Here is a 13,307-nt window from a genome sequence, read left to right on the forward strand (position 1 = left end):
GCCGGCCCCGACGACGACCGCCGACCCCGAGAGGTCGACGCCGTGGTCTTCGAGTGCTCGGACGGCACCGATAGCGTCGGTGTTGTGCCCGGTCGGTCGGTCGCCGGAGAAGTCGATGGTGTTGACGGCGCCGATGCGACGGGCGAGGTCGTCGGCCTCGACGGCGTCGAGGACGTCCTGTTTGAACGGGACGGTGACGTTCAGCCCCGAGATGCCGAGCGTCTCGGCGGCCGCGACAGCCTCAGCGGCGGCGTCGCGGTCCGGTTCGAAGGTGACGTACCGGGCGTCGATGCCGCGTTCGTCGTACCCTGCCTCGTGCATCGGCGGCGACAGCGAGTGCTCGACCGGGTTGCCGAGCAGTCCGTACACGTCCATGCCAGTCCGGTCAGTGCCACCCGACATAAGCGTTTCAGTCCCCGCAGACGCAAGACTTTCCAGCAGCGCGCCGGAGTCGGAAGTAGTGAGTCGTCTCAGCCATCCGCTCGTGCAGGTCGATGCCGCGGTTCCGTCGCCGCCCCCGTGGATCGAGTCCCGGATAGCCGGTGTCTCCCTCGGAACCCGCTCGACGGTCGTCGGAGTGTTCACGCGCGCCGGCAACCCCGCGCGGACGGCGGTCGGGCGCGACCCCGTGGCAGTGGAGGTGGCGGACTGATGCTCGCAATCGTCGTCTCCGAGGCCGACGACGCGTCCGTCCACGTCGGCGAGCAACTGCGGGCGGTCGCGGACTGGGAGACACACGTCGACGATAGTCGCCCCGAGAGCGACGGCGGCGGCACCGTCTACCGCACCGACGGCGCCGAACTCCGGACGTTGAGGGGAGCCACCTGGACGTCGTCGACGCCGCCGACGCCTTCGCCGACCCCGCGTTGCTGGTGTTCGCCTCGAAACACGCCGGCGAAACCGGGAGACTGCTGACCGCCCACCACACCGGGAACTTCGGTCCGGCCGAGTACGGCGGCGCGGACGGCGAGTTCGCCCGCGCCTGTCCGGCCGCCCACGACCGCGTCCTCTCGGCGCTCGACGCCCACGCACCGCCCGACTACGATGTCGGAATGGAGTGTACCCACCACGGCCCGACCGAGGTGGGCGTCCCGTCGATGTTCGTCGAAGTCGGCAGCGACCGACCCCAGTGGGACGACCCCGACGCGGCCCGGGCGGTCGCGGAGGCGATTCTGGACCTCCGCGGAGTCGCGCCCGACGCCCCTGCCGACGACGGGACGAACCGCCACGTCGTCGGGTTCGGCGGCGGCCACTACGCCCCGCGGTTCGAGCGCATCGTCCGGGAGACGGACTGGGCGGTTGGCCACCTTGGGCCGACTGGTGTCTCGCGCGATGGCGACCCCGCCGAGAACCGCGTTGTCCTCCGGCGGGCGTTCGAGGCGAGAGCGGCCACGCGGGCCGTCGTCGCCGGCGAGAACCCCGAGGTCCGAGAGGCCGTCGCGTCGATGGGCTACCGCGTCGTCGGCGAGGACTGGCTTCGGGCGACCACGGGCGTCCCGCTGTCGGTCGTCGAGGCCGTCGAGGACCGCCTTGGACCTGTCGCCGACGGCGTCGCCCTCGGCGACCGAGCGGCCGCCCTCGACGCTCGCGAGTTCGACGTGGTCGACCTCCCGGCGGAACTGGCCGACGCGGCCCAAGGCGTCGACACTGACGCCGCCCGCGCGGCCGTGACGGACGTGGCGGTGGCCGTCGAGACCAGCGAGGGCGGGACGCGCCTCGGCGCGCGCGCCGCCGTCGCCAACCCGGGCGACCGCCGACAAATCGTCGAGAGCCTCGCGGACGTACTGGCCGAACACCGGCAGGCGGTGGCAATCGAGGACGACGCCGTCGTCGTCACCGAGTGGACCTTCGACCCCGAAAAGGCACAGACGCTGGGCATCTCGGAGGGGCCGGCGTTCGGGAAACTATCGGCGGGCCAGTCCGTCGAAGTGAACGGCCGGACTATCGACCCCGAAGTCGTCCACACCGAACAGGTCCACCGATATCCCTACTGAGCCCCCACCGTTTCCTCTCCAGATTCTTTCGAGTGGGTGCTATCGCCGCTCCCGTCCGATTTCGCGGGCGTCGGCCGGTTCTCTCCGGCCGGGTCGACCGCGAAACTCGTCAGACGAGCGTCAGACAGTAGGCAAAGAATAATAACGGAGGGTACGCAATCGGTGTTTAAATATGGATTCGATAATCGACGACGCCATGGAGGAGGCCGAACAGGAGGACCCGGCGTCGGACGCTGGCGAGGAGGAGCCAGCGTCGACACGGGAGGACGTGTCCACGTCGGGGCAGATGACCGACGAGGAACTCTCGGACGTCGTCAAGGACTTAGAGACGAAGATAACGGTTTTCGGCTGTGGTGGCGCGGGTGGTAACACCGTCACCCGGATGATGGAAGAGGGGATTCACGGTGCCAAACTTGTCGCGGCCAACACCGACGCCCAGCACCTCGCCGACGAGGTCAAGGCGGACACGAAGATACTGATCGGCCGCAAGCGGACCGGGGGCCGGGGCGCGGGGTCGGTCCCGAAAATCGGCGAGGAAGCGGCCCAGGAGAACATCGAGGACATCCAGCAGTCCATCGACGGCTCGGACATGGTGTTCGTCACCGCTGGTCTCGGCGGCGGAACGGGGACAGGATCGGCCCCCGTCATCGCACAGGCCGCACAGGAGCAGGGTGCCCTCACTATCTCTATCGTCACGATTCCGTTCACCGCGGAGGGCGAGCGCCGCCGTGCCAACGCCGACGCCGGCCTCGAACGCCTGCGCGCCGTCTCGGACACCGTCATCGTCGTCCCGAACGACCGCCTGCTGGACTACGCCCCGTCGATGCCCCTGCAGGACGCGTTCAAGATCTGTGACCGCGTGCTGATGCGCTCGGTCAAGGGAATGACGGAACTGATCACCAAGCCGGCTGGTCAACGTCGACTTCGCCGACGTTCGGACCATCATGGAGAACGGCGGCGTCGCGATGATCGGTCTGGGCGAGTCCGACAGCGAGAACAAGGCCCAAGACTCCATCCGGTCGGCGCTGCGCTCGCCACTGCTGGACGTGGAGTTCGACGGCGCCAACTCCGCGCTGGTCAACGTCGTCGGCGGCCCCGATATGTCCATCGAGGAGGCCGAGGGCGTCGTCGAGGAGATTTACGACCGTATCGACCCCGACGCCCGCATCATCTGGGGCGCCTCCGTCGACCAGGACTTCGAGGGGAAGATGGAGACGATGATCGTCGTCACCGGCGTCGAGAGCCCGCAGATCTACGGCAAAAGCGAGGCCGAACAGGAGAAGTCGGCCCAGCAACTCGGCGAAGACATCGACTACGTCGAGTAGTCCCCGCAAACGTTTATTTTGGCGTCCTGACGTAGGGAGTGTATGGAGCGACCGTCGCGCCGGCAACTACTGTACGGTGGCGGCGCCGCCGGCGGTGTCGCCGCCGCCGGCGCGTTTGGGTGGCTGGATTTCCTCCCGTTTCTCGGCCCCGAGCCGGCCGACCAGCCCGAAATCGGGCCGGTGCCCGCCGACGCGAACCTCCTGATACAGGCCGACGGCGAGGCGCTACGGAACGACGAGGGCCTCCGGTCGGTCGTCAGCGCCGGCATCGACGCCCGGACCGGCGACGGACAGGACCCCAGCGACGTGGCCGGGTTGTTCGCGGCGACAGCGGAAGGGTGGGGGCTAGACCCGTCGGCCATCACACGGGCGACCATCTTCGCCCGAATCGAGCGGGCGACGCTCGGCGAGTCGATGGTCGGTGCGGTCGTCGAGGCCGACTGGGACCCCGACGGTATCGCGGCCGCCATCGACGCGACGGTGTACGCGACGACCGACCGGGAGATAGCGGGCGTCACCGTCCACGGCGTCGACGGGACGGGGACCGAGATAGCGGCGCTGGGCGACGGCCGGTTCGCCCTCGGCGTCACCGGCGCCGTCGAGGGCGTCCTCGCTATCACGGAAGCGGAAGTGGACCGACTGTCGGGGGACCTGCTGTCGGCGCTGGGACAGGCCCCGGAGAGCCAAGTCCGGTTCGCGGCCGCAATGTCGCCGCTGACGGACGGCCTCGCCACGCTGTTGCCCTTCGACGACGAGTTGATCCGCGACCAGTTGCTCTCGGATTTGGAGTACCTCCACGGGACCGTCTACGCCGACGGCGACCGGCGGGGCATCGACGTGTCGGTGAGGGCGGGCGACGACCGGGCCGCCGAAGACTTCGCGTTACAGGTCAAGGCGACACGGTCGATCTTCGCCCAGCAGGCCCCCGAGACGGCCGCGCTTCCCGACGCAGTCAACTCGATAACGGTCGAGCAGGACGGCGACCGGGTCGACGTGTCGTTCTCGGGGTCGGTCGGACGGCTCACGGAGCTCGCGCCGCCGGTCGTCGAGTGGTTGCTGGGGACCGGCGGCGTCGTCGTCCCGACCGAAGCGGAGTCCTAAGCGGTGTCGGAAGATAGAAAAGCGCTCGGGGGAAAGGACGGAATATGAACGTCCCACTCGATCTCACGTCGTACGTGCGCGTGCTCAGACTAGCGAGCACGCCCTCCTGGGAGGAGTTCTCCCAGATCTCGAAGATCGCAGGGGCCGGGATCGCCCTCGTCGGCTTCCTCGGCTTCCTGATCTACATGATTATGACAGTCGTGCCGGGTGGTCCGTGATGGCTATCTTCGCCGTCAAGACCACTGCGAGCCAAGAGCGGACGGTCGCGGATATGATTATGAACCGCGAGGAGGACTCGATCCACGCGGCGCTGGCCCCGGACAGCCTCACTTCCTACGTGATGGTCGAGGCCGACGACGCCTCCGTGTTCGAGCGCATCATGGACGAGATACCCCACGCCAACGGCGTCGTGCAGGGGAAATCCTCCATCGCCGAGGTCGAGCACTTCCTCTCGCCAAAGCCGGACGTCGAAGGGATCGCCGAGGGGGACATCGTCGAACTCATCGCCGGGCCGTTCAAAGGCGAGAAGGCACAGGTCCAGCGCATCGACGAGGGCAAAGATCAGGTCACCGTCGAACTGTACGAGGCGACGGTCCCGATTCCGGTCACGGTTCGTGGGGATCAGATCCGGGTGCTGGACAGCGAGGAACGGTAGTTCTCGGACCACGGGAGCGGGCGCACTGCGCCCGCGAACAGATAGTGAGGAGCGCTGAACGTAGTGAAGCGGTCCTCGGGAAATCGAGCGGCGGAGCCGCGAGATAGCGAGGAACGGTAGTTCTGCAGCCCTCTCGTGCGGGCATATCGGCTCGCGAGACAGCGACGCGTCTCGACGGGAGTCAGAACTCCTCGACGTGCGGGCGGACGTCGAGTTCCAGCGTCCAGGCGCTGCGGTCCTGTTCGACCAGGTGCCAGTAGCTCTCGGCGATAGTGTCGGGATCGAGGAACTCCGATTCATCGCGGTCGCCGGGACCGTCCGGCGGGAGAATCTGGCCGTCGATGACGACGTGAGCGACGTGGACGCCCTCGGGGCCGAGTTCCCGGGCCATCGACTCGGCCATTCCGCGGGTGGCGAACTTCGCGGCCGAGAACCCGATGGATCCCGCCCGCCCGCGGACCGAGGTAGTCGCGCCGGTGAAGATGATCGTCCCGTCGCCCGCAGTTTCGAGGATGTCCTCGACGGCTTCCTGCGAGCAGTGGAGTGCCGCCCGCGGTCCGACGTCGAGTGCGCCTTGGAACTCCTCGTCGGAGATGGCCTGCAGGCCTTTCCAGGGAGCGGCGCTGGCGTGGTTGACCAGGACGTCCACGGGGCCGAACGCCTCGCGGACGTCGGCGAACGCCGCCTCGATGTCGGTCGGGTCAGCGAGGTCACACGGGACGGCGACGGCGTCGCCGGCCGTCTCCGAGAGGGTGTCCGCGAGTGACTCGATGAACGACTCGCTGCGGGCCAGGAGGCCGACGTTCAATCCTTCCGAGGCGAACTGTTCGGCGACCGACGCCCCGAGGCCGGGGCCAACGCCGGCGACGACTGCGGTTCGTGCCATAGTGTCGACACCGGGTGCGAGGCTGTTATAGGTCGCCCCTCGTACCGCCCGTGGGCAGGGAGCGGCAGCGCGACCGTGTCTTCGAGTCCGTGTGGCGACACTGCCCACCCGGTGACCGGTCGAACCACTGTCCGGGCAGTGTGACGAAGCAAGGGAGTGAGGGGAGTCGGTCGTGTCGGCCGCGGCAAGGCAGCGGCCGTCAGGAGCCCGAATCGGGAGCCCGAGAGCTGTCCTCGACGAACTTCTCACACGTCAAGCAGTACTCGCGTTCCGATTCGAGTTCCGTCGGGTCGACGATCGTAAACCGATGCCGAGATCCCTCACGTGTCGGGTATCGTGGCATATAATTATTTTTGATTAACTTTACGCACTAATACCTGTCGCCGGTGTTTGGGAGTGGTGGGAGACCGGAGTACCAGCGAGTGGTCCCTGGGAGAGACGGTCCCGGGTCCTCAAAAACCCAGCCGTTCGCCCGGCGAGGTCGAACTGTCGCCGGTGTGGGCCTCGGCGGGGCCCATCGACTCGAACGTGAACGACTCGTCGGTGAGATACACGGCGTCGTCCGCGACAGTGACGTCGACGTCGTTGAGAAAGGCGCCCTCGCAGGGGCCGAACGTGCACTCCCCGGAGGTGCGGTCGAAGGTGGCGGCGTGGCGGCGGCAGGCTATCTCGCCGCCGCGCATCGGCGCGCCGTCGCCGGTGTCCAAGCGCACGTCGGTCCAGTGTTGGCAGTAGTTCAACCACGCGGCGACGCTGCCGTCGGCGAGTCGGGTCAGAATGGCTTCGCGCTGTTCGTCCTCGTCCGTCGACTGGAGGGTCACCAGCAGGGTGCCGTCGTCGGGAACCGCCGACGCGTCGGCGATACGGGCCGCCTCGTCCATACCCGGGACTTGGCCGCGAACGGTTTGAAAGGCGCGGTTCCCGCGAACGTCGGCACCGGCCGCACAACTTTTAGGACGGCGACTGCCGAACTCCGAGTGTGACACAGTGGCTCATCTACGGCGCGTACGGATACACCGGGGAACTGATCGCGCGCGAAGCCGTCGACCGGGGGAAGACACCGATTCTGGCCGGCCGCACCGAGTCGAAGGTGACGGCGCTGTCGGATGAGTTGGGCTGTGAGGCGCGGGCCTTCGACCTCTCGGATGAAGTGGTCGTGGAGGCGAACCTCGACGACGTGGATCTAGTGCTCAACTGCGCCGGCCCCTTCGCCGAGACGTACGAACCGATGGTCGAGGCGGCACTCTCGACCGGGACCGACTACCTCGACATCACGGGGGAAATCGGAGTGTTCGAGGCAATCGCCGGCTACGACGGGCAGGCGACCGACGCGGACGTGACGCTGCTCCCGGGCGTCGGATTCGACGTGGTGCCGACCGACTGTCTGGCGGCCCACCTCGCGGAGCGTCTCCCCGAGGCCGACTCGCTGGCGATGGGCTTTCGCGCCGAGGGTGGGTTCTCCCCGGGGACGATGAAGACCGCCGTCTCGGGGCTGGGCGACGGCGGGATGGTCCGGGAGAACGGTCGGATCACGTCGGTGCCGGCGGCCCACCGGACCCGCGAGATAGATTTCGGGACGGGGCCGACGACGGCCACGACGTTCCCGTGGGGCGACGTCTCGACGGCCTACCACACGACCGGTATCGGGAACATCGAGTTCTATCTGGCGCTCCCGAAATCGACCATCGACCGGATGCGCTACCAGCGGTATCTCGCGCCGGTCCTCGGTCTGGGGCCGGTCCAGTCGCTGTTGCGGACGCTGGTCGACCGGCGAGTCGACGGACCGGACGAACAGACCCGAAAGGAGACGCGGGCGTACATCTGGGGCGAGGCGAGCGCCGGGACGGAGACGGTCGTCTCGCGGCTGGAGACGCCCAACACCTACACGCTGACCGTCGAGACGGCACTGGAGACGGTCGAGCGGACTCTCGACGGGGCGGCACCGACCGGGTTCCAGACGCCGGCGGGCGCGTTCGGGCCGGACCTGATCACGGACGTCGAGGGCGTCGAGCGAACGGACGAGTGATAGTGTTTCTTGTCGGTCATTTCGGCATCGACCGCCCGATTTCGGTCGGTCTGCCGTACACAGCGACAAGAAACACTATGAGTTATCGAGTGACCGTCACGGGGACGGGCGACCGGCGGACGACGGTTTCGGCGACGCTGCCGAGCAGGATGCGCGAGACGCCCGACCGGCCGTGGCTCCCCATCACGATCTGATCGACGCCGTTCTCGCCAGCGTACTCGACGATGACGCGCGTCGGCTTGCCGACTTCGACGGTCGTCTCGACGTCCTGGTCGGGGAAGTACTCGGCCGAGAGGTCCTCGAAGATGGACTCGGCGTTGTCCTTCTGGGCCTCGTACCACTCCTCGGAGGCAGACGGGAGGCTGGCCTCGATGCTGTAGCCAGCCTCGGCGGGGTTGATCACGTGGATGAGCGTGACGGCGGCGTCGGGGAACTCCTCGGCGACGAAGGCGCAGGCGTTGCCGGCCTGTTCGGAACCGTCGACTGGGACGAGAATGTGCGTGCCCATACCGACGACAACGACGCCCCCGCTAGTGAACGTTTGGGGTCAGTAGAAGGCGATGGGTTTGCCCGCGGTGTCGTCGTCCTGTTCGACCTTCTCGATGGCGTCCTCGAAGTCGGCCATCGTGACCTCGGTACGGTCGTCGCGGATGGCGAACATCCCCGCCTCCGTCGAGAGGCTCTCCAGTTCCGCGCCGCTGAAGCGCTCGGTCGCGTCGTCAGCGCGGTGAAGTCGACGGTGTCGGCGAGGTTCATGTCGCGGGTGTGGATCTCGAGGATACGCTCGCGGCCCTCGGCATCGGGCTTGGGGACCTCGATGAGTCGGTCGAAGCGGCCGGGGCGGAGGATGGCGCGGTCGAGCATGTCAAAGCGGTTGGTCGCGGCGATGATCCGTATCTCGCCGCGGTTCTCGAAGCCGTCCATCTCGCTGAGCAGTTGCATCATCGTCCGCTGGACCTCGGCGTCGCCGGAGGTCTTCGATTCGGTCCGTTTCGAGGCGATGGCGTCTATCTCGTCGATGAAGATGATGGCCGGTTCGCGCTCCTCGGCCAACTCGAAGAGGTCCCGGACCAGTTTCGCGCCCTCGCCGATGAACTTCTGGACCAACTCCGAGCCAGCCATCCGGATGAACGTCGCGTCGGTCTGGTTGGCGACGGCTTTGGCCATCATCGTCTTGCCCGTCCCGGGCGGGCCGTGCAGGAGGACGCCCGCCGGCGGGTCGATACCGACCTCGCGGAACTGCTCGGCGTTGATCAGCGGTTGCTCGACCGCCTCCCGGACCTCCCGAATCTGTTCCTCGAGGCCGCCGATGTCCTCGTACTCGACGCCGGGCGAGGCGTCGATCTCCATCGCTTGGGCGCGGGCGTCCTTCTCGCTGTCGAGAGTCGTCTTCACCGTGAACGAGTCGTTGATGGCGACGCGGTCGCCGGCCTCCATCTCCTCGCGCAGTTGCGGGGAGACTTCGGTCAGGACCTCCTGGTTGTTGCCGTGCTGTTTGACGACGACGCCGTCGTCGAGCATCTCCTGTGCGGTAGCGACGTACAGCGAGGAGGTCTTCAGGGTCTCGTTTTGTCGTTCGAGGCGGTCGACCTGCTCTGTGAGTTCGCCCTGGCGCTGCTGGGCGGCCGAGAGCTGTTGTTTGAGTTCGCGGTTCACCCTGACGACTTCGGTGAAGTGATTCTCCAGCGCCGTCAGTCGCTCTGACGGGGACATATCGGGGTCGAGGTCGAGCGACGGGCGCTCAGGGAGCGAGGGGCTACGGGACATCTGGTTACTCACTGTTATTGGGTCAGGGAAAAAGTGCCTTTGGGTCCGGTTTCCACGTCCGATAGCGGTCCCGCGACCGAGACGCGGGGGAGGCGCGCGCTCAGACCAGCGATTCCATCTCGTCGAGGTAGTCGGCGTAGACGTCCAGCGCGGACTCGACAGTGGCCGCGTCGGTCATATCGACGCCGGCGTCGTCGAGCAACTCCAGCGGGTAGGCCGCGGAGCCACGGGAGAGGAAGTCGACGTAGCGGTCGGCGGCCCCGGGGTCGTCGTCGTCCATAATCCCCTCGACCAGCGCGACGGCCGCCGAGATGCCCGTGGCGTACTGGTAGACGTAGAACGAGCGGTAGAAATGGGGGATGCGCATCCACTCGCGGGCGATGCGGTCGTCCAGCACCGCCGGTTCGTAGTAGTCGCCTTTCAGGTCCGCGTAGAGGTCGTCCAGTCGGTCCGGGGTCAGCGGTTCGCCCGCCGCCGACTGCTCGTGGGCGCGGTGCTCGAACTCCGCGAACATCGTCTGCCGGTAGAGCGTCGACCGGAAGCGTTCGAGGTACTGGTTGAGGATGTGTCGCCGCAGGCGGTCGTCCTCGACCGTATCCAGTAGGTGGTGGGTCAACAGCGTCTCGTTGACCGTCGAGGCCACCTCGGCGACGAATATCTCGTAGTCGCTGTAGACGTACGGTTGCTCCTCGCTCGTGTACTCGCTGTGCAGCGAGTGGCCCAGTTCGTGGGCCAGCGTGTACATCGACTCCACGTCGTCCTGGTAGTTCATCAGGATGTACGGCTGGGAGTCGTAGGTGCCGCCGGAGTAGGCGCCCGACTGCTTCCCGCGGGTCTCGTAGACGTCGACCCAGCGGGACTCGAGGCCCTCCGCGACCCGGCTCTGGTAGTCCTCCCCGAGCGGTGCGACCGCGTCGACGATGTACTCACAGGCCTGCTCGTACTCGATGTCGGGACTCTCGGTCTCGGTCAGCGGAACGTAGAGGTCCCACATCCGCAGTTCATCGCCGCCGACGACTTCGTGTTTCAGTTCGGCGTGGCGGTGGAGGTTGTCGAGGTTGTTCCGGACCGTCTCCAGCAGAGTGTCGTACACCTCGACGGGGACGTTCGGGCCGTCCATCGCCATCTCGCGGGCGCTGTCGTAGTCCCGAATTAGCGCGGTCTTCTCGTCGGTCTTGACGGCGTTTTTGTATGCCGTCCCGACGGCGTTGCGGACCGTCTCCCACTCGTCGTAGAAGGCCTCGTAGACGTCCTGTCGGAACTGTCGGTCTTGACGCTGCTGGAGGGTCGTGAAGTTGTTGAGCGTTATCTCCACAGCATCGCCGTCGGGGTCTTCGACGGTCGGGAACTCCATATCGGCGTTGGCGAGCATATTGTACACCTCGCCCGGCGCGCCGGTCACCTCGCCCAGTTCGGCCAGCACCTCCTCGACTTCGGCCGAGCGGGTGTGGTCGGCCATCCGCAACACGTCGTCGAAGTAGTGGTCGTAGACCGCCAGTTCGGGCTCGGCGTCGGCCATCGAGTCGATGTCCGCCCGGTCCAGCGCCTGCAGTTCCGGCTCGAGGAAGCTCGCGGCGCTCGAGGCCTCCGAGGACAGCGACTGCGCCCGGGCGAGCAGCGCCTGATAGGTGTCCTCGCGGGTGTCCTCGTCGCGACGCATCCGCGCGTAGGAGCCGACGTTCGAGACGGTCCGCATCAACTCCTCGTACGTCTCGAGAGTCTCGAGCAGCGTCTCGGCGTCGTCGGTCGCCTGCCCCTCGTAGGCGCCGAGGTCAGCGGTCAGTTCCTGTGCGCGCTCGAAGGCGGCCTCCCAGTCGTCGTCGCTGGCGTAGAGGCTTTCGAGGTCCCACGTGTACTCGGTGTCGACGTCCTCGCGTTCGGGAACGGAACTCATAGGGGGCGGTTGGGGGGGCGGCCTCCTAAACGTTCGGCGCCTATCGTCGGGTACTGTTCACAGGAGGACGATTCGGTTAGAGACACCTCGAAAGTCCCACCCTGAAGCGGCCGGTCAGCCAGCCGAAGCGGGTGGGACTGAAAGGGGCCGGCGTCTCGGCGTCCCCGGACGACGCAAGCACCGCAACGCAGTGCGGAGCGCAGCGAGTCCCGGGAGTCGAGACGCCGGGGGCTTTCGAGGTGGTCCCAATTTCAGCTGCATATCTGAACCCTCCCCCACCGTCGAGACCGGACGCTTTTGCCCGTCGGCGTCGGCTATCGGAGTATGCGAACGCTCGCGTTCGACGGTCGGGTCGGGGCCAGCGGCGATATGCTCCTCGGGGCGCTGATCGCCGCCGGGGCCGACCCCGCCGTCCTCTCACCGGTCGAGGACGCACTTCCGATCAGCTACGCCGTCCGCGACGTGACGACGGCCGGCCTCGCCGCCACCGCCGTCGACGTCCGCTACGAGAGCGACGCCGAGGCGGACGGTCACGACCATCAAGGGGACGACGCAGAGGGAGACAGTCACGACCACCACGGGGACGACAGCGGCGGGCACGACCACACGCCCGCAGAGGGACACGGACCGAACCGCTCGTACGCCGAGGTCCGGGACATCGTCGCCGGGATGGACCTCCCCGAGGGCGTCGAGTCGCGGGCGACGGCTATCTTCCGACGACTCGGCGAGGCCGAGGCGGCCGTCCACGGGACCGATATCGAGTCGATCCACTTCCACGAAGTCGGGGCCGACGACGCCATCGCCGACGTAGTCGGGGGCTGTCTCCTGCTGGCGGACCTCGACGTCGAACAGGTCGTGACGACGCCGGTGTCGGCCGGCGGCGGGACCGTCGAGATGAGCCACGGAACCTACCCCGTCCCGACGCCGGCAGTCGTCGAGATAGCCGGCGACGCCGACTGGTCGCTGGTCGGCGGTCCACACGACCGGGAACTACTCACGCCGACGGGAGCGGCAATCCTCGCCGAGATAGCCGAGGGCGTCGACTCGCTCCCGGAGATGGACCTCGACGCGTCGGGCTACGGCGCCGGCGGCTACGACCTAGGCGACACGCCGAACGCCCTGCGGGCGCTTCTCGGGACGGCCGCGGGCGGCCTCCGCCGGGAACCGATCACCGTCCTCGAGACGAACCTCGACGACGCGACTCCCGAGGTGCTCGGCGGCCTCCAAGAGACGCTGAAAGCGGCTGGCGCGCGGGACGTGTCGATACTCCCCCGCGACGATGAAGAAGTCCCGGCCGGGCCACCTCCTGAAGGTGATCGTCCGGCCGGCGGACGCCGACCGCGTCGCCCGCAAACTGGCCGAAGAGACCGGGACGCTCGGTGTCCGTGAACACGGGGCCGGCCACCGCTGGGTCGCCGACCGCGAGCGCGAGACGGTGACGCTCTCGGTCGACGGGCAGGACCACGAAGTCACGGTGAAGGTGGCGACGGACACCGACGGCTCGGTGATCGACGTCTCGACGGAGTACGACGACGCGGCCGCCGTCGCCGCGGCGACCGACCGGCCGATCCGTGACGTGATCGCACTCGCGGAGGCGCGTTGGCGGGAAGAGTGATCACTCGCTGGCGTGTTCGGCAAGCGCCTCCTCGACGGTGAGGT

General features: G+C 67.6%; 9 protein-coding genes and 5 pseudogenes. 8 read left to right on the forward strand and 6 right to left on the reverse strand.

Features of this window, described 5'->3' with window-relative positions; translation table 11 throughout:
- A pseudogene (locus GJ629_RS09580) lies at positions 1 to 375 on the reverse strand (shikimate dehydrogenase); the annotation flags it as partial.
- 85 nt (positions 376 to 460) lie between these two features.
- On the opposite strand from GJ629_RS09580, the gene GJ629_RS09585 reads away from it, so the two are divergent.
- The 6 genes and pseudogenes from GJ629_RS09585 to GJ629_RS09610 all read left to right on the forward strand — a co-directional run bounded on the left by GJ629_RS09585 (position 461) and on the right by GJ629_RS09610 (position 5,075).
- Positions 461 to 652 (forward strand): hypothetical protein, encoded by a 192-nt coding sequence (locus GJ629_RS09585; RefSeq protein ID WP_157512768.1) that lies wholly within the window; start codon positions 461 to 463, stop codon positions 650 to 652.
- Positions 652 to 1,994: pseudogene (locus tag GJ629_RS09590) on the forward strand (D-aminoacyl-tRNA deacylase). The gene GJ629_RS09585 and the pseudogene GJ629_RS09590 overlap by 1 nt, the downstream one beginning before the upstream one ends.
- A 172-nt stretch (positions 1,995 to 2,166) precedes the next feature.
- Positions 2,167 to 3,319 (forward strand): annotated as a pseudogene (gene ftsZ, locus GJ629_RS09595) (cell division protein FtsZ).
- 42 nt (positions 3,320 to 3,361) lie between these two features.
- A complete protein-coding gene (locus tag GJ629_RS09600) occupies positions 3,362 to 4,420 on the forward strand; it encodes a twin-arginine translocation signal domain-containing protein (RefSeq protein ID WP_157512769.1) in 1,059 nt (352 codons plus the stop codon).
- 44 nt (positions 4,421 to 4,464) lie between these two features.
- On the forward strand, positions 4,465 to 4,638 hold the full coding sequence (locus GJ629_RS09605) for a protein translocase SEC61 complex subunit gamma (RefSeq protein ID WP_157512770.1): 174 nt from the start codon (positions 4,465 to 4,467) through the stop codon (positions 4,636 to 4,638).
- The gene (locus GJ629_RS09610) at positions 4,638 to 5,075 is read left to right on the forward strand and encodes a transcription elongation factor Spt5 (RefSeq protein ID WP_157512771.1); all 438 of its coding nucleotides are present in this window, start codon (positions 4,638 to 4,640) and stop codon (positions 5,073 to 5,075) included. The genes GJ629_RS09605 and GJ629_RS09610 overlap by 1 nt, the downstream gene beginning before the upstream one ends.
- A 181-nt stretch (positions 5,076 to 5,256) precedes the next feature.
- Here GJ629_RS09610 and GJ629_RS09615 read toward each other — a convergent pair whose 3' ends face one another.
- Positions 5,257 to 5,961, reverse strand: coding sequence for an SDR family NAD(P)-dependent oxidoreductase (locus GJ629_RS09615; RefSeq protein ID WP_157512772.1), 705 nt, complete (start codon positions 5,959 to 5,961; stop codon positions 5,257 to 5,259).
- A gap of 452 nt (positions 5,962 to 6,413) precedes the next feature.
- Positions 6,414 to 6,842, reverse strand: a complete 429-nt coding sequence (locus GJ629_RS09620; protein WP_157512773.1) for a Rieske 2Fe-2S domain-containing protein — start codon at positions 6,840 to 6,842, stop codon at positions 6,414 to 6,416.
- Between the two features lie 98 nt (positions 6,843 to 6,940).
- On the opposite strand from GJ629_RS09620, the gene GJ629_RS09625 reads away from it, so the two are divergent.
- Entirely contained in the window at positions 6,941 to 7,987 is a 1,047-nt protein-coding gene (locus GJ629_RS09625; RefSeq protein ID WP_370515854.1) for a trans-acting enoyl reductase family protein, read from the forward strand.
- Between the two features lie 82 nt (positions 7,988 to 8,069).
- Here GJ629_RS09625 and GJ629_RS09630 read toward each other — a convergent pair whose 3' ends face one another.
- The 3 genes and pseudogenes from GJ629_RS09630 to pepF all read right to left on the reverse strand — a co-directional run bounded on the left by GJ629_RS09630 (position 8,070) and on the right by pepF (position 11,648).
- Positions 8,070 to 8,495, reverse strand: a complete 426-nt coding sequence (locus tag GJ629_RS09630; protein WP_157512774.1) for a universal stress protein — start codon at positions 8,493 to 8,495, stop codon at positions 8,070 to 8,072.
- A gap of 39 nt (positions 8,496 to 8,534) precedes the next feature.
- Positions 8,535 to 9,754, reverse strand: a pseudogene (locus GJ629_RS09635) (proteasome-activating nucleotidase).
- Positions 9,755 to 9,854: 100 nt separating this feature from the next.
- A complete protein-coding gene (pepF, locus tag GJ629_RS09640) occupies positions 9,855 to 11,648 on the reverse strand; it encodes an oligoendopeptidase F (protein WP_157512775.1) in 1,794 nt (597 codons plus the stop codon).
- 324 nt (positions 11,649 to 11,972) lie between these two features.
- Between pepF and larC the strand changes: the two are divergent.
- Positions 11,973 to 13,263, forward strand: a pseudogene (gene larC, locus GJ629_RS09645) (nickel pincer cofactor biosynthesis protein LarC).
- The last annotated feature ends 44 nt before the right edge of the window (positions 13,264 to 13,307 follow it).

Origin of the sequence: Halapricum sp. CBA1109 (genome assembly GCF_009741825.1) — an archaeon.
In the GTDB taxonomy this organism is placed as follows: domain Archaea; phylum Halobacteriota; class Halobacteria; order Halobacteriales; family Haloarculaceae; genus Halapricum.

Coding starts and splice junctions, on each gene's coding strand:
- GJ629_RS09600 (WP_157512769.1), top strand. CDS start 3,362: ATGGAGCGACCGTCGCGCCGGCAACTACTGTACGGTGGCGGCGCCGCC.
- GJ629_RS09605 (WP_157512770.1), top strand. CDS start 4,465: ATGAACGTCCCACTCGATCTCACGTCGTACGTGCGCGTGCTCAGACTA.
- GJ629_RS09610 (WP_157512771.1), top strand. CDS start 4,638: ATGGCTATCTTCGCCGTCAAGACCACTGCGAGCCAAGAGCGGACGGTC.
- GJ629_RS09615 (WP_157512772.1), bottom strand. CDS start 5,961: ATGGCACGAACCGCAGTCGTCGCCGGCGTTGGCCCCGGCCTCGGGGCG.
- GJ629_RS09620 (WP_157512773.1), bottom strand. CDS start 6,842: ATGGACGAGGCGGCCCGTATCGCCGACGCGTCGGCGGTTCCCGACGAC.
- GJ629_RS09630 (WP_157512774.1), bottom strand. CDS start 8,495: ATGGGCACGCACATTCTCGTCCCAGTCGACGGTTCCGAACAGGCCGGC.
- pepF (WP_157512775.1), bottom strand. CDS start 11,648: ATGAGTTCCGTTCCCGAACGCGAGGACGTCGACACCGAGTACACGTGG.